The organism is Novosphingobium indicum (genome assembly GCF_014645195.1).
Taxonomy (GTDB): domain Bacteria; phylum Pseudomonadota; class Alphaproteobacteria; order Sphingomonadales; family Sphingomonadaceae; genus Novosphingobium; species Novosphingobium indicum.
The window spans coordinates 224,401-243,014 of sequence record NZ_BMLK01000007.1 but is presented as its reverse complement, the minus strand read 5'-3'; the positions used below and the strand labels follow the sequence as shown (position 1 = coordinate 243,014).

Here is an 18,614-nt window from a genome sequence, read left to right as displayed (position 1 = left end):
ATCGCGCCCCTCCAATGAATCATCATACCCGCCAAAACGCTACCGGTTTTTGCGGGTCTCCAGCTGGAAGCCAGCAAGAACCCGGGCGTACGCATTCGCTATGGGTTCGTGCCCTATTCGACCAACGTCAACGTGGGCTACCTGCTCAAGTCGAGCTGGATGGTGGACAGTTGGGATTACGAAGGTCGTGAAGCCAAGGACACCAAAAAAACCGAAACGGTTCCCAAATACACTTACACCTATACCTATATGAGTGGCAGCAAGACCGCCATTACCACCTATGTCGCCAGCACATGCCCCGGCGACACTGCCACCTGGCAGATGATCGCTTATGGGTCGGGTTCCGGATACGAGGTCTGGGACACGAAAGTGAATGGCATTGCCTATAACTGCTCGCATGGCGACGGCGGCGTCAACGTGTCCGGGACCAGCTACAACAACTACGTTTACCGCACGCTCAAGCAGCAGAACGGCACTGAGACCAAGGAAGTCTACAAATGGCAGTATGGTGCCGTCACGGAAGACGTGAGCAGCTTCAAGGACGCCAATCCGGACAAACCCTATAAGGGTGGAACGATCTGGGTACGCATGTATGGTAATCCGTCGCCGACGCCGGACTATCTGTCGGCAACCTTCAAAGGTTGCATCGAAGAGCGCGACACCTATCAGATCAGCGACTACTCGAATGTCGATCTGACCAAGGCGCTCGATCTCGACATCGATCTGGTTCCCGATCCCAACAAGCCGAGCACGCAGTGGCGCCCGATGCTCCACGAGATTTCATTCCTGCGCGCGTGGAAGCCGACGGGCGGATCATGGTCCAAGAAAAAGGTGACGACCGCCGACGACTACATGCAGGCCAGCAACTACGGTGTGACTATGTGTCCTTCCCCGGCGCATAAACTCACCGAAATGACGGACAGCGAGCTTTCCACCTATCTTAACGGACTCAAGGCCGAAGGCAGCACCTATCATGACATCGGCATGATCTGGGGCGGCAGGCTGCTTTCGCCGACAGGCATTTTCGCGTCGGAAAATGCCGATCTGAACGACACGCCGACTAGCCGCCATCTCATCTTTCTTACGGACGGCGAAACCGCGCCGCTGGACCTGTCCTATGGCACCTACGGCGTCGAACCCCTCAGTGAGCGGCGCTGGTCACCCAGCTCTTCCTATTCGCTGACGCAGACGGTTGAAAAGCGCTTCAGCTTTGCCTGCGACGAAGTGAAGAAGAAGAACATCACCGTCTGGGTGATCGGGTTCGGTACGCAGATGACCGACATGCTCAAGAACTGCGCGGGTGACGGGCACTGGTTCCAGGCTGACGACGCATCGCAGCTCGGCAAGGCGTTCGACAAGATTGCAAAGTCCATGGGCGACCTGCGGATCATCAAATGATGCGTCTCCTTCGCCATCTGCAATCCGATCGGACCGGGGCAAGCGCCGTCGAATTCGCGCTTGTCGCCCCTGTCCTGCTAATGGCGATGATGGGCCTCTTCGATCTGGGCTACAACGTTTACACGGCAACACTGCTGGAAGGCGCGATCCAGAAAACCGCCCGCGATTCCACGATCGAAGGATCGGTGAGCAAGACATCTACACTCGATGCCGCAGTGACCGAGATGGTGCGCAACATCGCTCCGCAGGCGACACTGAATTTCAAGCGCACCGCCTATTCGTCCTTCTCCGATGTCGGCAAGCCGGAGGACTTCACCGATGTGAACGGCGATGGCGTCTGCAACGCGGGCGAACCGTTCGAGGATGCCAACGCCAATGGATCGTGGGATGCCGATCAGGGCAAGGCCGGATCGGGCGGCGCGCGCGATGCCGTCCTCTATGAGGTGCAGGTCACCTATCCCCGCCCCTTCCCGGTGACGTCCATGTTCGGAATGGACGCTGACTATATAATGACCTCGCGCACGGTGCTGCGGAACCAGCCTTACGACTTGTCCGAGAAGGTCGTGAAGGTGCTCAACTGCCCATGACCCGCCTGTTCGCCTTTCTTTCCCGCCTGCGCAAGGACCAGTCGGGCGTAGCCATTACTGAGGCCGCACTGATACTGCCGTTCTTCCTCGGCGCCGGTCTGTGGGGCATCGAACTAGCCAATTACTCGCTCACGACGATGAAGGTCGGCCAGCTTGCCGTCCACGTGGCCGACAATGCCTCGCGCATCGGGGACATTTCCACGCTGGAAAACCGCAAGATCTACGAAGCCGACATCGGCGATCTTCTCGAAGGCGTATCGCTGCAGGCTGGCGGCCGCATGGATCTCTACGATCACGGCCGCATCATCGTCTCCAGCGTCGAAGTGAACGGGGATGGGAATCAGTACATCCACTGGCAGCGCTGCATGGGCACCTACCAGAAGGATTCCTCATACGGAAAACAGGGAGAGGTGCTTACCGACGGCATCGGGCCGACAGGGCGCAAGGTCTTCGCTCTGGACGGGGAAGCCGTAATCTTCGTCGAGATGCAGTACGAGTATCAGCCGCTGATCTCGGCTTCGCTCGTTGGAAAGACGGCCATTCGTTCGATCGCATCGTACACGGTTCGATCGAGCCGGGACCTCTCGCAGGTCTATCAGGTCAATCCGTACAAGCCGGACCCGGTTTACAGCTGCGACAAGTACGAGAACGCGTTTTCCTGACGGAAACGCGCGCAATGTCGGCCGGAACGGACATTCCCGTCCCGGCCGGGCATAGTGTCAGCGATAGCAGACCTTCTTGACCGCCTCGATGACGCGGTCCGCGTCGACCAGCGCCGCTTTCTCAAGGTTGGCAGCATAGGGAAGCGGCACATCCTCATTGCACACGCGCAGCACCGGAGCGTCGAGGTTGTCGAACCCGTCCTCCATACAGATCGTGGCGATTTCCGACGAGATCGAGCAGACCGGGAAGCCTTCTTCCACGACGACCATGCGGTTCGTCCTGGCAAGGCTTTCCAGAACGGTTTCCTTGTCAAGCGGACGCAGCGTGCGCAGATCTACGATCTCGGCATCGATGCCTTCGTCCGCCAGCGTCTCGGCGGCCTCCAGCGCAATGCCGACACCGATCGAGTAGGACACGATGGTAACGTCGGCGCCTTCGCGCATGATTCGCGCCTTGCCGATCGGCAGAACGTGATCGTCGAGTTCGGGCAGTTCGAAGTTACGACCGTAGACCAGCTCGTTTTCGAGGAAGACCACCGGGTCCTCGCAGCGAATGGCGGCCTTGAGCAGGCCCTTGGCATCGGACGCATCATAAGGCGCGATCACCACCAGGCCGGGCACATGCGCATACCACGGACCGTAGTTCTGCGAGTGCTGCGCGCCGACGCGGGCTGCCGCGCCGTTGGGGCCGCGGAACACGACCGGACAGCGCATCTGGCCGCCCGACATGTAGTTGGTCTTGGCCGCAGAGTTGATGATGTGGTCGATTGCCTGCATGGCGAAGTTGAACGTCATGAACTCGACGATCGGACGCAACCCCCCCATGGCAGCGCCCGTCCCGATACCGGCAAAGCCGTATTCGGTGATCGGCGTATCGATTACGCGCTTCGGACCGAACTCCTCTAGCAGCCCCTGGGTCACCTTGTAGGCGCCCTGGTACTCGGCCACTTCTTCGCCCATCACGAAGACGCGCTCATCGCGGCGCATTTCCTCGGCCATGGCATCGCGAAGGGCCTCGCGCACGGTCGAGGTCTTCATGTTGGTGCCATGCGGCACTTCGGGGTCGCGAACCTTCGCACGTTCCTCGCTTGCAAGCTGGCCGGTGCCGCCGTCGGCAGGCTTTTCCTGCACGACGTCGGGCTTCACCTGCTGTGCCTCGACCTTCGCTTCGGGTTCGGCAGGCGCTTCAAGTGCGGAGGCATCCTCGCCTTCGCCGGCGATCATGGCAATGACCGTGCCGACCTTCACACCCTCTGTACCTTCCGGCACGAGGATCTTGCCGAGCGTGCCTTCATCGACCGCTTCGAATTCCATCGTCGCCTTGTCGGTTTCGATTTCGGCAAGGATGTCGCCCGAGCTGACCTCGTCGCCTTCCTTGACCAGCCATTTGGCCAGCTTGCCCTCTTCCATCGTCGGCGAGAGCGCGGGCATCTTGAGTTCGATCGCCATCAGTAGCGCTCCACCAGTACGTCGGTATAGAGTTCGGCCATTTCGGGCTCAGGCGAATTCTCTGCGAAGTCGGCGGCTTCTGCCACCTTGGCCCGCGTCTGCTTGTCGATGTCCTTCAGGCTTGCCTCGGACACGCCCATCTCGATCAGTTCGGCTTTCGCATGCTCGATCGGGTCACGCTTTTCGCGGACGCCCTGCACCTCCTCACGGCTGCGGTACTTGGCCGGATCGGACATCGAGTGGCCTCGGTAGCGGTAGGTGCTCAGTTCCATGAGAACCGGGCCGTTGCCGCCGCGCACGTGCTCGATGGCGATTTCGGCAGCCTTGCGGACTTCGAGCACATCCATGCCGTCTACCTGCATGCCCGGAATGCGGAATGCGGTGCCGCGGCGATAGAAATGCGTTTCCGCCGACCCGCGCTTGACCGCGGTGCCCATTGCATACTGGTTGTTCTCGACCACGAAGATGATCGGCAGCTTCCACAGGCTGGCCATGTTGAAGCTCTCGTAGACCTGGCCCTGGTTGGCAGCACCGTCACCGAAGTAGGCCACGGTCACGCCGCCGTCTTCATTGTACTTGTGCGCAAAGGCCAGACCCGCGCCGAGCGGCACCTGCGCGCCAACGATGCCGTGGCCGCCGTAGAATTTGTGTTCGACGCTGAACATATGCATCGAACCACCCTTGCCCTTCGAGATACCCGAGTGGCGACCGGTCAGTTCGGCCATGATGATCTTGGGATCGATGCCGTAGGCCAGCATATGGCCGTGGTCGCGATACCCGGTGATGACCGAGTCCAGTCCGCCCTTCAGCGCGGACTGGAGGCCAACGGCCACCGCTTCCTGTCCGATATAGAGGTGACAGAACCCGCCGATCAGGCCGAGGCCATACAACTGGCCGGCCTTCTCCTCGAAACGTCGGATAAGAAGCATCTGCTCATAGAAATGCAGCAGCTCTTCCTTGCTGGCGGAATATCGGCGGTCGGCCGCATGCGCCTGCTGGAGACTGCGAAGAGCGAAATCCTCTTCATCTCCGGGCGTTTCGGCAGCGTTTTCGCCGGTCTTTGCGTCACTCTTGGCTTTGGGCAACGGGTGCTCCCCATCGTTGGTGCGATCGATTCACGCGCGATATAGGGAAAGCCCTGCCAAAGCGGAAGGAGCAGGATCGGAAATTACGCCAGAGACACAAAATATTATGTGCAGAGCGAGACAATCGGCCCGTCTCCGATGCACCATGTCAGGGGAGCAACATGACCATTTCGTCGGGGCGCGCGACGTTCAGATTGCTGCGCAGCAATTCGCCCGCGAGATCAGGATCAGCTTTTTTCGGATTGAGCAACTGCACGCGGTTTTTGAGCCGATCCCGTTCGAGACGCAGTTCCGCCAATTTTGCCTGACGCTGTTCAAGCATTCGCTGGTTTTCGCCCCATGCGATCAATCCGCTGGGGCCAGCGACCGCGAAGACGCCCATCAAAACGAGCACGGCAAGGGACAGACCCCGGAAGAGTCTTTCCTTAGCTATGCCGGGTTCGTGGCGCATGGTCCTCATGGGATTGATAGAATCACAAGTGATTCCGCGTTGCAAGCTATATCACTTAGCCGATTCCACCGTTTTGGCCCATGATCGCACCGCTCGGCTCATCGCGCGTATCAGGCGATTGATGTTGATAACTTTTTTCCTGAAGCCCCTGATCCCGCCACCGACGCGTGACTTGCCGCCCGGTCGCGGCCTGCCACCTGCAATCGCGAAACCCTGAGGCACCAAATTTGATCCAGATCAAAGATACTAATGCGAATCTGTTGCATTAGCGATGCTTCTCTGCGAATGGCTCGCAAGAGAACACGCGAATGATTCGCAATCTGGGTTAACGTGAGGGCACAACAGACAATGCTTGGAATCCGCAATCTGGCAGCGGTGGGCACGGCGGCACTTGCGATGATGCCGGTCACCGCCTTCGCGACGCCCGTCATCCCGACCTCGCTTTCTGTCGGTGGAATGTTCCTGCAGGCGCATTGGGTCGTTAAGCTGGTCATGATCGGACTGGCGCTGGCGTCGGTGGCAACCTGGACGGTCTTCATCGCCAAACTTCTGGAATTGCGCAAAGCCACTGCGACCGAGCAGCAGGTCCACGATCAGGTTATAGCGCTCCGCTCGCTTCGTGATGCCGCGCTGGACAGCAACCTTGCCTTCACTCCGCTGGTGCGTGACGCCCTGACTGAAATGCGGCTCTCCTCCGACGCGCTGAGCGACCCCGAAGGGATCAAGGAACGCGTCGTTTCCCGCTTCCAGCGTCACGAAGCCTCGGTCGCCCGCAATATGACGCGCGGCGTCAATGTCCTCGCCACGATTGGTGCCGTTGCGCCCTTCGTCGGCCTGTTCGGCACGGTCTGGGGCATCATGAACAGCTTCATCGGAATTGCCGAAAAGCAGACCACGAACCTGGCAGTCGTCGCGCCGGGCATCGCTGAAGCCCTGCTCGCCACGGCCATCGGCCTGGTCGCGGCGATCCCCGCCGTCGTCATCTACAACCACTTTTCCCGCCGGATCGCTGCCCACCGCGCGCTCGTCTCGGACAGCGCTGCTGCCATCCTGCGCCTTGTCTCGCGCGATCTCAGCCGCGGGCAGGCTGTCGTACTCGCCAAGGAAGGTTGAGCGCGATGGCAATCAACCTCTCCGACGGTAGCGAGGACCTGCCGGTCGCCCACGAGATCAACGTCACGCCGTTCATCGACGTCATGCTGGTTCTGCTCATCATCTTCATGGTCGCCGCACCGCTCGCGACCGTGGACGTGAAGGTCGACCTTCCCGTGTCCAACGCCGCCCCTGCCCCCAAGCCCGACCGCCCGGTGTTCCTCTCCATTCAGGACGATGGCCGGATGCTCGTGGGCGAAGCGGTCGTGACCGAGGCAACGCTTGGCGCCTCGATCGAGAAGGCCACTTCGGGCGACCGCGATCAGCGCGTGTTCCTGCGGGCGGACAAGACCGTTCAATACGACACCATCATGCAGGCCATGAACGTCCTTCGCGCTGCGGGATACGTCCACGTGGCGCTCGTGGGTGCTGAATCCGGAGCGGCGCAGTGAGCACGGCGCGGGCCTCGAAAGTTCCCGTCGAACCGGTTCTGGTCGATGTCCCCGCCCGGACACACACGCCCGAACAGGACAACGGGTCGTGGGGACTTTCAGCGGGCATCGCTCTTGCCGCGCATGCAGCAGCCGTCGTCGCCTTGACCGCAGCCGTGGTCCCGACCGAACCTACCGACCCCGAACCGGTGGTACTGGTCGAATTGCCGCCGCTGGCAGGAGCCGAAGAACCTTCGGTGGCCGAGGCAATGCCGGAGGAACCGCGGCCGCAGTTGGAAACGCCGCAGCCGCCTACTCCCGTACCGCCGGTTGAACTTCCCGCCACGCGCGTCCCTGTCCGCAATGCGGTGACGTTGCCGCCTCCCCCGCCCGAACCGGTTCGCACCGTTCAAGCACCAGTCGTTAAGCCCGTCGCTCCCGTCATTAGCGCTCCGGCGCCGGTACGCAGTGGCAGTGCCAACGCCAGTTCCGACCTGCCCGGTGACGATCCGAAGTCGCGCAAACTGGAGGCCGACTACAAGTCGCTCGTCGGCTCCTACATCCGCCGCAACCGCTTCTCGCCACCGCAATCGCGCAAGGCAGGGATCAGCGGCGAAGTGAAGGTCCGCTTTGTGGTCCATCGCAATGGCGGCATCAGCGATGTCAGCGTCGCGCGTAGCGGCGGAGAAGACCTGCTCGACAGCGAGGCTGTCGAGTTCATCCAGCGTCTCTCGCCAGTACCCTCCTTCCCGCGCGACCTGCGCAGATCGGAGATCCCGCTGGCCATCACACTCAAGTTCAAAGTCGAGAGCAAGTAAGCGCCGCAATGCGCTGAGGGCTCCGAAAACATCGTATCAAATGGAAGGGACTAACGATAATGCGAGTCAATAACGGGGTGAAGCGGCCAGTGAGCCTGCGCCAGCCGGGGCTGAAGCTGGCGATGGGTTTGACGTCCGCGCTGATCAGCACGCAGGCACTTGCACAGGAAGCCACGCAGGAGGAAGCCGAAGACCTAGGCGTCGCCGAATACAAGGACTACACGGCGGATTCGAACCCCTACACCTCGACCGGTGCGCCCTATAAGGCCCGTGTTTCAGGTGACCCGCGCCGCGTGAAGCCGCTGGCCGAGACGCCGGCGACCATCACTGTCATCACCGAGACGCAGATCGAGGAAGCTGGCACGACCGACCTCAAGGAAATCCTGCGTCTGCAGCCTGGTGTGACCATCGGCACCGGTGAGAACGGCAATGCCTTCGGCGACCGCTACATCATCCGTGGCGAGGAAGCCCGCAGCGACGTCTTCGTCGACGGTCTGCGCGATCCCGGCATGACCACACGCGAGAGTTTCGCCGTCGACCAGGTTGAACTCACCAAGGGGCCGAGCGCAACGTTCGCGGGCCGCGGTGCTTCAGGCGGTGCGGTCAACGCGATCACAAAGAGCGCCACGACCGATTATTCGTTCAACAAGATCGATCTCGGGATCGGCACCGACAACTTCTGGCGCGGCACCATCGACAGCAACTTCGTGATTTCGGACAAGGCTGCAGTCCGTGCCAACCTGCTCTATTCCAAGCAGGACATTCCCGACCGCGATCCTGCCAACCGCGAACGCTGGGGTGCGGCGGTTTCAGGCCTGCTTCAATTCAGCGATGCCGTAAGACTGCAACTCGACTACTACCACCTTACCGCCGAAGACCGTCCTGACCTCGGTGTCTACGTCGCACGCAGCGACGAGACCGGCTATGGTCAGACTTTCGATGATGTTCCCTCGTATGCGCAAAACGAAGACTTTCTGAAGTCCGACGTCGATACCGTGACGGGCCGCATCTTCATCGAACCGATGGAAGGCCTCACGATCATCAACTCGACGCGCTATGGTGAGAGCAACAACGGCTATGTCGCAACCGGCGCACGCGGGGACGGCGATGGCGCTTCGATCGGCCTGAGCGACCACCAGGGCTGGCAGGATGTCTCCTACTTCGTGAACCAGCTCAACATCATTGGTCGTTTCGAGACCGGTTCGCTGAAGCACAATCTAATCGTGGGCAGTGAATACTCCGACCACAAGGTAACCAACGGGACCTACTCGGTCACAAATACTGGTGACACCAACTGCGTCGTCAGCGGCCGTGGCGGATCGCGTCCGGGCTACTGCATCACCGACGAAACCGGCACGCAGATCATTGCCGACGATGCCATTCGTTCGCTGCTCGGACGCGAAATCGTCAAGGATCGCTGGGACAGCATCTGGCACATGCGGACCCTCTCCTTCTATGCGATGGATACTGTCGACGTTACCCCCTGGCTGTCTCTCAACGGTGGCGTGCGCCTGGACGCGATCGACTTTAGCCTGGCGACTTACAGCACTCGCAGCGATCCGCCCCGTACGGACTATTACCTTAGCGATACGCTCTGGAACGGCCATGCTGGCATCACGGTCAAGCCCATCGAAGACCTGATGGTCTACTTCACCTGGGGTACCGCGCAAAACGTCAACGGTGGTGAATCGGATCTGGGCTCCAATTGCGGTTATGGCGGTCTTTGCGTTTCGGACCTGATCCTTTCGGACCTCGCCCAGAACCAGCAGTACACGCTTCACAACCTGAAGCCGGAAACGTCGACGAACTTCGAAATCGGCTTGAAGTGGAACCTGTTCGAAGATCGCCTGCTGATCACGGCCGCTGCGTTCCAGACCACCAAGGACGATGTATTCGAACTCGGCAATTCCGACTACGACGTCGACGGCAACATCAACACCGGCAAGACCCGGGTAAAGGGTATCGAACTCGGCCTTGTCGGCAATATTACCTCGCGCTTGTCGGGCCAGATCGGCGCCACGTTCATGGATGCCGAGGTTCTGCGCAGCGTGAATCCGGACAATGTTGGCCTCACTCTGTCCAACTTCGCTGACACGCAGATCACCGGTCAGCTCCGCTACCAGGCCACCGATGCCTTTGCCTTCGGTGTCACCGGCACCTACAAGAGCGCGATGTATGCCGGTCAGCCGGATAGCGCGGCAAGCTACGATGCTGAAGCTGGGCGTTATGCCTACCGTGTTCCGTCCTACACGATCTTCGACGCCTTTGCGGAGTACAAGATCAACCAGAACTTCTCTATGCGCGTGAATGTGCAGAACATCGGCGACGAGGATTTCTACACAGCCGCCTACCGTTCAGGTGCCTTCCTTTATAAGGGCGACGAACGGCGCGGAACGCTGACCCTCACGGGCCGGTTCTGACTTTGAGAGGCCGGGGGTGCGATGCGCTCCCGGCCTTGCCCGCTGACGGACATTCATTACAGACCTGCCCATGCTGATCGTAATCGAAAACCTGCTCTCGTCCGAAGAAGTCGCGCAGTTCCGCGAAAAGCTGTCCTCCGCGCAGTGGGGTGATGGGGCGCAGACGGCGGGGACGCGCTCGGTAGAGGTCAAACAGAACCTGCAGGTCGACCGCCAGTGCCCGGTGGGCACGGAACTGGGCAACACGATCCTGCGCAAGCTGGGGCAGAACCCGCTGTTCGTTTCGGCATCGCTGGCCGAGACTATCTGGCCGCCGGTGTTCAACTGCTACCAGGACGGCGGCCATTACGGCACCCACGTCGACTCCGCGATCATGCGCGACAACGATCTGGGTCTGACCATCCGCAGTGATCTTTCCGCCACCGTGTTCCTCTCCGAGCCGGACGAATACGAAGGCGGTGAACTCGTGATCGAGGAGCAATACGGCGCGCAGGGCGTGAAGCTTTCTGCCGGTGACATGGTGCTCTATCCCTCCAGCAGTCTGCATCAGGTCGCCCCGGTTACATCAGGGCAGCGCATCTGCGCGATCATGTGGATGCAGAGTGCCATCGCCGATGCGACCGAGCGCGCGATGCTGTTCGATCTCGATCAGTCGATCCAGGCGCTTTCGGTCGGACGGTCTGCCGACGATCCCGACATCGACCGTCTGATCCACGTCTATCACAATCTCATTCGCCGCTGGGCGCAGGTATGAAGCGCAAACAGCTCAAGACCCTCGTATCGGTCGGGCTCGCCGTCCCCGGTGCGTTCATGCTCTACGACTTCGCGGCCGGAACCACGCTGGCGATGGACCTGCTGGAGCCGACCGGCGTGCTATCCGTGCGCCTGATGATCCTCGCCATGCTGGCTGGACCGCTGGTAGAGGCATTCGGAACCAACCGTTTTTTCGCGGCATGGCTCATGCTGCGCCGCAATCTCGGCGTCGCAGCGTTCGGCTATGTCTTGCTCCATCTGCTTTTCTACGCCGTCGACATGACCCCGCCGGGCATACTCGACGAGCTGGGCCTGCCCGGCATCTGGACGGGTTGGCTGGCACTGGCCTTGCTCATTCCCTCGGCCGCGATCAGCTTCGACAGCGCCGTGCGGGCCCTGGGCCGCCGCTGGAAGACGGTTCAGCGGCTCGTCTATCTGGCACTCGCCGTTGCTTTCACGCATTGGCTGCTGCTTGCGTGGGACTGGCTGCCCGCTGCCCTTCACATCGCCCCGCTTGCCATCGCCTGGCTGCTGCGTTTCCGCCAACGCCAGGCCATCGTTCGCCACAGGAGTCTCTCGTGAATTCCATCCTCCGCGCCACCACTTTCGCCCTCGCGCCGGTCCTCGCTCTCTCGTTCGCGCCCGCAGCCTATGCCGATGGCAACGTGGCCTGCAAGCCGGGGCCGCAGGAGAACTGGAAACCGATCGACAAGCTGAAGAAGAAGGTCTGGATGGAAGGCTGGACGCTGATCAAGCTCCAGGTCGAAGGGGATTGCTACGAAGTCTATGCCCGCAACAGCGCCGGGCAGGTCCTCGAAGCGTTCTACCATCCGGAAACGCTCGAAAAGCTGGTCGTATTCCGTCGCGGGACCGAGATCTATCGCAAGAAGGGCTTTTGAGCCTGCGGGCCGTTACAGCCCGCCATCGGGGGCGGGTTCGGGTGCATTGCCCAGCGCCTTGTTCAGCGCCACGAAGCGGACGTACAGGCGGCCTTCGTTGTCGGCAAGATCACGCAAGGCCTGAAGATGCCCACGCCGGGCCTGGATTACCGGCAGGTAGGTGATGGCCCCGGCCTTGAAGCGCGCTTGCATGATCTCCAGCGTGCTGGCCGTGTTGGCGACGCGTGCGGCCAAACGTTCCTGCTGCTGCCGGTCCGCGCTGTAGCCGCTGAGGGCGTCGTCGATTTCCTGCCACGCCTTGAGCACGGTCTTTTGATACTCAACGGCAGCCTCGCGGGCTTCCAGCTTGCGCAGCTTCACGACGGCGCGGCGCCGCCCGCCATCGAAGATCGGCAGGTTGAGGCTGGGCCCGATCGACCACGACCGGCTCGCCCAGTCGAACAGGTTTTCGCTGCGGTAGGATTCCAGGTTGAAGCCGCCGCCCAGCCGGATGCCGGGATAGAGATCGGCCGTCGCGACACCGATACCGGCGGTGGCCGCGTGCAATTGCGCCAAGGCAGCCCGAACATCGGGCCGGTTGAGCGCCACCTGCGAGGGCATGCCGAGCGACAGGTCGGGCAGATCGGAAGCCATGCTGTCGTCACGCGCTTGCAGCTCGTTATTCAGCTCGCCCGGATGCTTGCCGAGCAGCACGGCGAGGCGGTTGATCTGCATGGCCTCGCCTGCCTTGAGCGCCGGCAATGCCCCGAGCATGGCGTTGAGTTCCGCGCGCTCCTTTTCGAGCGTTGAATGATCCTCTAGCCCGCCTTCAACGCGCGCCGAAACCAGCCCGACACGGTCCTTCAGCAAGGCGATGTCATTCTCGGACAGGCTGATCTGGCGCTGCATGGTGCGCAGGTCGAAATAGGCCCGTGCGACTTCGCTTGTCACGCTGAGGCGCGTCAGATCGAGCAGCGCTTCCTGCTGTGTCGCCTGCGCACCGGCCTGCTCTATCGAGCGGCGGACCTTGCCCCACAGGTCGATCTCCCACGCCGCGTCGAACCCGCCGCGATAAAGCGTAAAGGGCTGGGACAGCAGCTTGGCCAGGCTGTCCCGATCGGGACCCAGAGCATCGAACAGACGCGTGGATGCGCCGTATTCGCTCTGCCGGTTGCGCGTCATTTCCGCGGACGCATTGATCTGCGGCGCTGCTGCCGAACTGGCACCCTGCACCTGAACGCGGGCCTGCGCGTAATGCAGCGCCGCCGTCTCCAGATCGGGGCTGGCCGCCAAGGCTTGCTGCTCGAGTTTATCGAGCACAGGGTCATCGAAGAGTGTCCACCAGTCGGCCGGAATGCGGACATCACCGTCCTCGGACGTGATGAGCGAGGGATCTCCGCTGCGCCAGCTCGACCAGTCCTGCGGCGCAGCGGTCTCGGGCGGGGCGAAGTCCGGCCCCACCATGCAACCGCCCATCGAAACCATGGCAAACGAGAGAGCGAGGGCGGAGACCTTGCGGACAGCGGTCATGCGCGGGGTTCCTGTATTCTTCATCAGGCGAGGCGATGGCGAAAAAGCCAGGCGGCGAGGGGCAGCGTCAAGGCAGCCACGACCACCAGAGGCACGAAATCGTGGGCGACGTCGAACAGACCGGCTCCCTCGAGATAGACCCTTCGGACGAGATCGACACCAAAGCGCAGCGGATTGGCGTAGGTCAGGATCTGCAGCACTTCGGGCATGTTGCGCACCGGGGTGATAAGGCCGGACAAGAGCGTAAACGGCATGATCACGAGGAAGGTGTAGAGCATCGCCTGCTGCATGTTCAGCGAAAGCGCCGAAATCGACATACCGATTCCCACAGATGCGCCGGTGAAGCCGAAGAGCCCGAGGTAGAATAGCCACAGCGAACCGGCCATTGGTATCTCGAACCAGAAGCGCACGATCAGCAGCACGATGGTCGATTGCAGCACGCCGACAAGCACCGAAGGCACAGCCTTGCCGACGAGAATCTGCAAGGGCGTCAGCGGCGTGACCAGCAACTGGTCAAACGTGCCCTGTTCGCGCTCTCGGGCAACGGACAGCGCTGCCAGCAGGAGCGTTTGCAACATGCTCAGCGTCGCGACCATGGCCGGCATGATCTGCCAGCGGGAATCGAGATTGGGATTGAACCACGCGCGGCGGACGACGGTGACCGGTGCTGCCGCCCCGCGCTCCCTGTTGAAGCCTGCAGTGACGGAATTGATGTAGCCCGCGGCGGCTCCGGCGGTGGTCGAGTTCCGCCCGTCGAGAATGACCTGCACCGGCGCCTGCCGGTTCGAGGCCAGACGCTCGGCGAAGTCGGCGGGGATGCTCACCGCCATAAGCACCCTGCCCTCTTCGATGACATGGGCGATCTGGTTGGCGTTGGTCAGCGTCGCCTCGCGCTGGAAGATGCCTGTCCCGTCGAGCTTCGCGAGGAATTTGGTCGAGGCTGCGCTGTGGCTCTGGTCGAGAACCGCATAAGGCACCTGCTTGAGGTCGAACGTGGCGGCATAACCGAACAGCATCGACTGGATCAGCGCCGGCCCGATCAGAATCACGCGGTTCGCCGGATCCTTGAGCAGCGCAATGATCTCCTTGCGGCAGAGCGCGACGATCTGCGCGATATTGGCGATGACACTTTCCATCGGTCAGTCCAGCGTCTTGCGCACGGTGCGCCAGGTCAGAAAGAGCAGCAGCAGCGCATATCCGAGCATGATGGCGCAGCTCTTGGCGACCATGGCCCAGTTGGTCCCGGCCAGGAACAGCGTCTTGATCACGCCCATGAAGTGGGTGGCGGGCACGACCTGTCCGATGATCTCCACCACCAGCGGCACATTGCGCAGATCGAAGACGAAACCCGACAGCATCATGGCTGGCATGAAACTCGTCAGCAGCGCCATCTGGCTGGCCGCGAACTGGTTGCGCGTCGCCCCGGAAATGAACAGGCCGAGGAGCAGCGAGACGATCAGATAGGCCGTCGAGGTCAGCAGGATGGCGACCAACGATCCGCGGATAGGCACCTCAAACAGCACGCGCGCGGCGACCACGCAGATCGTCAGCTCGATCAGCCCGATTACCAGGTAGGGTACAAGCTTGGCCAGCACCAGTTCAAGCGGTCGGACCGGCGTCACGAACAGGGCCTCCAGCGTTCCGCGTTCCCATTCGCGGGCGATCAGCAAGGAGGTCAGGAAAGCCCCCACAAGCGTCATGATCAACACGACAAGACCCGGCACCAGATACCACGTGCTGATGCCCGCTTCATTGAACCAGATCCGCTGCTGGATATCGACGGTGCCCGTGCTTGCGGGCGCGCCGGTACCACGATCCATCCTGCGCAGGGCAACTGTGCCCAGCGCCCCGTTCACATAGGCTTCGAGGCTCGATGCCGTGGTGGAATCGATGCCGTTCAGAATGAGCTGGATGCGGGGATCGCCGCGCGCCTGTGCCTGCGCGAAATCGATGGGCACGCGAACGATCGCATCCACCCGTCCGGAGCGCAGCATTTTCTCCGCATCGCGCATCGATGTCGTGCGCACCGGGAGAAGATAGCGCGAGCCCTCCAGACCGGAAACTGCCTCGCGCGCGGCAGCGGAGTTGCTCTCCATGACGACCGCGACGGGCGCGTCCTTCACGTCGAATGACAGGCCATACCCGAACAGCAGGATAAGGCCCACCGGCAGCAGCAGTCCTACCAGCAGATTGCTGCGGTCGCGCAGCATCTGCCGCGTCTCCTTGCGGATCAGGGCAATGAGCCGGGTGAGGAAGGCGGATTCGTTCACGCTGCCTCCCGCGCCTGTCCTTCTTCGGCCCGGGCCTTTTCGACGATGGCAATGAAAGCCTCGTTCATGTGTCCACCGTCGAGCCCCGATTCCTCGCGGACCTGACGCGGTGTGCCGATGGCCAGCAGGCGTCCGGCATCCTGGATCGCGATACGATCGCAGTATTCGGCTTCTTCCATGAAGTGCGTCGTCACGACCACCGTCACCCCGGCCTGCGAGAGTGCAGTGATCGTCCGCCAGAACGCGCGCCGGGCCAGCGGATCGATGCCGCTCGTCGGTTCGTCCAGGAAGAGGATTTCGGGCTCGTGGAGAAGCCCTGCGGCCATGGCGAGACGCTGCTTGTATCCCAGTGGCAGATTGCCGCTCTGCGCCGAAGGATCGAGATCGAACTGCTGGATGATCTCGTCCACGCGCTTGCGCCTTTTCGAACCGCGCAGACCATAGGCGCCGCCGAAAAAGTCGAGGTTCTCGTAAACGCTGAGGTTCGAATAGAGCGCGAATTTTTGCGCAACATAGCCGATGCGTGCACGTGCTGCAGATCGTGCCGTGCGCAAGTTGACCCCCGCCACCTGCAGTTCCCCGCTGCTGGCAGGCAGCAAGCCGCAAAGCATGCGGAAAGTGGTCGTCTTTCCCGCGCCATTGGGGCCCAGCAGTCCGAATATCTCACCGCGCTGCACATCGAAGCTGGTGTTCGCCACCGCCGTGAAATCGCCGAACCTACGCACGAGGTCGCGCACGAAAATCACCGGGCCATCGCCATGTTCTGCCGCCGGTCCCGCCACATCTTGCGAGGCTAGCGGTGGCGGCGTGGTCGCATCCTCATCCGGCGCATCGTGCTGATGCAGGAGCAGCATGAAGGCGTCTTCCAGTTCCTCCTCGCGCCGCTGCGGCTCGCAGTCGGAAAGGAGGTCCTTCAGCCGCGTTTCATCGCTCTCGGGCTGGCGGATGAAATGCACCTGCCCGCCTGCCGGAACGGCATCGACGACCAGATCCGGCGCATCGATCAGCCGCGCCTGCAGATCGCGCGCCGGCACGCCATCGCGCGGGGTAACCATATAGGTCAGACCGTGCGCCCGTCTCCTGAGCGCATCCGGCGTACCTTCGGCAAGCAAGGTGCCCCGGTTGAGCACGAAGACATGATCGCAGCGCCCGGCCTCGTCCATATAGGTCGTGCTGACAATTACGCTGAGACCTTCGTCCTCGATCAGTTGCTCGATGATTTCCCAAAGATCGCGGCGCGAAAGCGGATCGACGCCTACGCTCGGTTCGTCGAGCAAGAGCAGGTCGGGTACCCGCACCAACGTGCAGGCAAGGCCGAGCTTCTGCTTCATCCCGCCCGAAAGCTTGCCCGCCGGCCGGTCGGTAAAGCGGGCCAGGTCGGTCATGTGCAGCAGGCGCGCGAACCGCTCCTGCCGAACGTCCTGCGGGACCCCGTGAAGGTCCGCATAGAGATCGAGGTTCTCCTGAACCGACAGATCCTCATAGAGGCCGAAGCGCTGCGGCATGTAGCTGATGCGGTTCTGCACGGCCTGCGGGTCTTCGTTCAGGTCGATGCCCAGAACATGCAGCGATCCCGAATCCGGCTGCAGCAGGCCCGCCATCATCCGCATCAGCGTGGTCTTGCCAGCCCCGTCGGGACCGACAAATGCCGTCAGCGTTCCGGGTTCGATGGTGAGCGAAATGCCGTTCACCGCCGCGAACGGCTCGCCGTCCGGGCCATCGAACCGTTTGCACAATTCCTCGATAACGACGCTCGATCGCGCCTCGGTCACTGTGCCATCCCAAGCTTCAGGTCCACGGTCACCGGCTGGCCGAGCCGCAAGCGGCCTTCCTCGTCCTGCACCCGCACGCGCACTTCATAGACGAGCGCGGTGCGCAGATCCTCGGTCTCGACTGACTTCGGGGTAAACTCGGCAACAGACGAAATGTAGCCGACCGTTCCCTTCACGGGCTGGTCCGGCGCGCTGTCGGTCGTGACCTGCGCGGCCATGCCGGGCTTCACGTGCCCGAGATCCTTCTCGTTGACGTAGACGCGCACCCATTTGGGGCTGGTCAGCGCCAGCTCGTAAACCGGTCGCTGCGGCGAGGCCATGTCGCCCACCTGCAAGAGGCGCGTGCGCACCACGGCATCTTCGGGCGCCCGCAGTTCGCCCTGATCGATACGGTGCCGGATCAAGGCCAGCGAGGCCTTGGAAGCCTCGAGCTGTGCCTGGGCGGCCGCGACATCTTCCGAACGCGGACCCTTCACGGTGAGCTGGAGCGCCTCGCGCGCCTGTTCTGCCTGCGCACGCGAAGCCTTGGCAGCACTTGCGGCCCGATCGATCTCCTGCGCGCTCACACCCCGCCCTTCGGTACTTTCAGCTACCTGCTTCAACCGCGCCAGATCGGCGGCTGCACGAGTGGCATCGGCCTGCGCAGCGTCGAGACGATCGCGGGCTTGCTGGATTTCCTCGGGCCGGGACCCGTTCTGCATGCGCAGCAGGTTCTGGCGGTTTGCTGACACATTCGCTTCGGCCTGCCGCGCCTCCAGAGCGAGCGTGCGGGTATCGAGTACCGCCAGAAGCTCGCCGGCCTTCACCCGATCGCCCTCTTCGACCTTGAGCGCGTCGATGCGCCCGCTGCCATCAAAGGCCAGCGAGATCTGCCGCACATCGACATTGCCGTGCAACTCAAGCGTGTTCGGGTTTTCATCACTGCGCAGCACGAGCCACAGCACAACTGCAACCACTACGGCGGCCAGCACGATCAGCGCGGGAACGCGTTTCTTCATCTAAAGTCTATCCCGATAGC

18 protein-coding genes are annotated in these 18,614 nt (G+C 62.0%); 10 read left to right on the top strand and 8 right to left on the bottom strand.

The window, feature by feature from the left end; translation table 11 throughout:
* The first annotated feature begins 108 nt into the window (after window positions 1–108).
* The 3 genes from IEX64_RS09585 to IEX64_RS09575 are packed head-to-tail and all read left to right on the top strand — an operon-like array spanning window position 109 to window position 2,647.
* Window positions 109–1,398, top strand: a complete 1,290-nt coding sequence (locus IEX64_RS09585; protein WP_188819429.1) for a vWA domain-containing protein — start codon at window positions 109–111, stop codon at window positions 1,396–1,398.
* Complete coding sequence (locus IEX64_RS09580) at window positions 1,395–1,985, top strand: TadE/TadG family type IV pilus assembly protein (protein ID WP_188819428.1); 591 nt, start codon at window positions 1,395–1,397, stop codon at window positions 1,983–1,985. Before IEX64_RS09585 ends, IEX64_RS09580 begins: the two co-directional genes overlap by 4 nt.
* On the top strand, window positions 1,982–2,647 hold the full coding sequence (locus tag IEX64_RS09575) for a TadE/TadG family type IV pilus assembly protein (RefSeq protein ID WP_188819427.1): 666 nt from the start codon (window positions 1,982–1,984) through the stop codon (window positions 2,645–2,647). The genes IEX64_RS09580 and IEX64_RS09575 overlap by 4 nt, the downstream gene beginning before the upstream one ends.
* Window positions 2,648–2,704: 57 nt before the next feature.
* On the opposite strand, the gene IEX64_RS09570 is transcribed toward IEX64_RS09575, so the two are convergent.
* The 3 genes from IEX64_RS09570 to IEX64_RS09560 form a co-directional block, all read right to left on the bottom strand.
* Window positions 2,705–4,096 (bottom strand): pyruvate dehydrogenase complex E1 component subunit beta, encoded by a 1,392-nt coding sequence (locus IEX64_RS09570; RefSeq protein ID WP_188819426.1) that lies wholly within the window; start codon window positions 4,094–4,096, stop codon window positions 2,705–2,707.
* Window positions 4,096–5,181, bottom strand: coding sequence for a pyruvate dehydrogenase (acetyl-transferring) E1 component subunit alpha (pdhA, locus tag IEX64_RS09565; RefSeq protein WP_188819425.1), 1,086 nt, complete (start codon window positions 5,179–5,181; stop codon window positions 4,096–4,098). The genes IEX64_RS09570 and pdhA overlap by 1 nt, the downstream gene beginning before the upstream one ends.
* 148 nt (window positions 5,182–5,329) lie before the next feature.
* Window positions 5,330–5,641: an FtsB family cell division protein gene (locus IEX64_RS09560; protein WP_188819424.1), complete on the bottom strand. Its 312-nt coding sequence runs from the start codon at window positions 5,639–5,641 to the stop codon at window positions 5,330–5,332.
* A gap of 339 nt (window positions 5,642–5,980) precedes the next feature.
* On the opposite strand from IEX64_RS09560, the gene exbB reads away from it, so the two are divergent.
* From exbB to IEX64_RS09525, 7 genes are all read left to right on the top strand, one after another.
* On the top strand, window positions 5,981–6,745 hold the full coding sequence (gene exbB / locus IEX64_RS09555) for a tonB-system energizer ExbB (RefSeq protein ID WP_188819423.1): 765 nt from the start codon (window positions 5,981–5,983) through the stop codon (window positions 6,743–6,745).
* Window positions 6,746–6,750: 5 nt separating this feature from the next.
* On the top strand, window positions 6,751–7,176 hold the full coding sequence (gene exbD, locus IEX64_RS09550) for a TonB system transport protein ExbD (RefSeq protein ID WP_188819422.1): 426 nt from the start codon (window positions 6,751–6,753) through the stop codon (window positions 7,174–7,176).
* Window positions 7,173–7,973, top strand: coding sequence for an energy transducer TonB family protein (locus tag IEX64_RS09545; RefSeq protein ID WP_188819421.1), 801 nt, complete (start codon window positions 7,173–7,175; stop codon window positions 7,971–7,973). Before exbD ends, IEX64_RS09545 begins: the two co-directional genes overlap by 4 nt.
* A 59-nt stretch (window positions 7,974–8,032) precedes the next feature.
* Window positions 8,033–10,393 (top strand): TonB-dependent receptor, encoded by a 2,361-nt coding sequence (locus tag IEX64_RS09540; RefSeq protein ID WP_188819420.1) that lies wholly within the window; start codon window positions 8,033–8,035, stop codon window positions 10,391–10,393.
* Between the two features lie 70 nt (window positions 10,394–10,463).
* On the top strand, window positions 10,464–11,147 hold the full coding sequence (locus tag IEX64_RS09535) for a Fe2+-dependent dioxygenase (protein WP_188819419.1): 684 nt from the start codon (window positions 10,464–10,466) through the stop codon (window positions 11,145–11,147).
* Entirely contained in the window at window positions 11,144–11,728 is a 585-nt protein-coding gene (locus IEX64_RS09530) for a ferric reductase-like transmembrane domain-containing protein (RefSeq protein WP_188819418.1), read from the top strand. The genes IEX64_RS09535 and IEX64_RS09530 overlap by 4 nt, the downstream gene beginning before the upstream one ends.
* Window positions 11,725–12,045, top strand: a complete 321-nt coding sequence (locus tag IEX64_RS09525) for a PepSY domain-containing protein (protein WP_188819417.1) — start codon at window positions 11,725–11,727, stop codon at window positions 12,043–12,045. Before IEX64_RS09530 ends, IEX64_RS09525 begins: the two co-directional genes overlap by 4 nt.
* A gap of 12 nt (window positions 12,046–12,057) precedes the next feature.
* Here IEX64_RS09525 and IEX64_RS09520 read toward each other — a convergent pair whose 3' ends face one another.
* From IEX64_RS09520 to IEX64_RS09500, 5 genes are read right to left on the bottom strand one after another with little or no spacing between them, the layout of a single operon-like run.
* The gene (locus tag IEX64_RS09520) at window positions 12,058–13,554 is read right to left on the bottom strand and encodes an efflux transporter outer membrane subunit (RefSeq protein WP_188819416.1); all 1,497 of its coding nucleotides are present in this window, start codon (window positions 13,552–13,554) and stop codon (window positions 12,058–12,060) included.
* A 23-nt stretch (window positions 13,555–13,577) separates the two neighbouring features.
* Window positions 13,578–14,690 (bottom strand): ABC transporter permease, encoded by a 1,113-nt coding sequence (locus tag IEX64_RS09515; RefSeq protein WP_188819415.1) that lies wholly within the window; start codon window positions 14,688–14,690, stop codon window positions 13,578–13,580.
* Between the two features lie 3 nt (window positions 14,691–14,693).
* Window positions 14,694–15,824: an ABC transporter permease gene (locus tag IEX64_RS09510; protein ID WP_188819414.1), complete on the bottom strand. Its 1,131-nt coding sequence runs from the start codon at window positions 15,822–15,824 to the stop codon at window positions 14,694–14,696.
* The gene (locus tag IEX64_RS09505; RefSeq protein WP_188819413.1) at window positions 15,821–17,596 is read right to left on the bottom strand and encodes an ATP-binding cassette domain-containing protein; all 1,776 of its coding nucleotides are present in this window, start codon (window positions 17,594–17,596) and stop codon (window positions 15,821–15,823) included. Before IEX64_RS09505 ends, IEX64_RS09510 begins: the two co-directional genes overlap by 4 nt.
* Window positions 17,593–18,594: an HlyD family secretion protein gene (locus IEX64_RS09500; RefSeq protein ID WP_188819412.1), complete on the bottom strand. Its 1,002-nt coding sequence runs from the start codon at window positions 18,592–18,594 to the stop codon at window positions 17,593–17,595. Before IEX64_RS09500 ends, IEX64_RS09505 begins: the two co-directional genes overlap by 4 nt.
* Window positions 18,595–18,614 lie beyond the last annotated feature (20 nt).

What these genes read in the sequence shown, in the direction of transcription:
- IEX64_RS09580 (WP_188819428.1), top strand. Translation starts at nt 1,395, where the DNA reads ATGATGCGTCTCCTTCGCCATCTGCAATCCGATCGGACCGGGGCAAGC.
- IEX64_RS09575 (WP_188819427.1), top strand. Translation starts at nt 1,982, where the DNA reads ATGACCCGCCTGTTCGCCTTTCTTTCCCGCCTGCGCAAGGACCAGTCG.
- IEX64_RS09570 (WP_188819426.1), bottom strand. Translation starts at nt 4,096, where the DNA reads ATGGCGATCGAACTCAAGATGCCCGCGCTCTCGCCGACGATGGAAGAG.
- IEX64_RS09560 (WP_188819424.1), bottom strand. Translation starts at nt 5,641, where the DNA reads ATGAGGACCATGCGCCACGAACCCGGCATAGCTAAGGAAAGACTCTTC.
- exbB (WP_188819423.1), top strand. Translation starts at nt 5,981, where the DNA reads ATGCTTGGAATCCGCAATCTGGCAGCGGTGGGCACGGCGGCACTTGCG.
- exbD (WP_188819422.1), top strand. Translation starts at nt 6,751, where the DNA reads ATGGCAATCAACCTCTCCGACGGTAGCGAGGACCTGCCGGTCGCCCAC.
- IEX64_RS09540 (WP_188819420.1), top strand. Translation starts at nt 8,033, where the DNA reads ATGCGAGTCAATAACGGGGTGAAGCGGCCAGTGAGCCTGCGCCAGCCG.
- IEX64_RS09535 (WP_188819419.1), top strand. Translation starts at nt 10,464, where the DNA reads ATGCTGATCGTAATCGAAAACCTGCTCTCGTCCGAAGAAGTCGCGCAG.
- IEX64_RS09530 (WP_188819418.1), top strand. Translation starts at nt 11,144, where the DNA reads ATGAAGCGCAAACAGCTCAAGACCCTCGTATCGGTCGGGCTCGCCGTC.
- IEX64_RS09520 (WP_188819416.1), bottom strand. Translation starts at nt 13,554, where the DNA reads ATGACCGCTGTCCGCAAGGTCTCCGCCCTCGCTCTCTCGTTTGCCATG.
- IEX64_RS09515 (WP_188819415.1), bottom strand. Translation starts at nt 14,690, where the DNA reads ATGGAAAGTGTCATCGCCAATATCGCGCAGATCGTCGCGCTCTGCCGC.
- IEX64_RS09500 (WP_188819412.1), bottom strand. Translation starts at nt 18,594, where the DNA reads ATGAAGAAACGCGTTCCCGCGCTGATCGTGCTGGCCGCCGTAGTGGTT.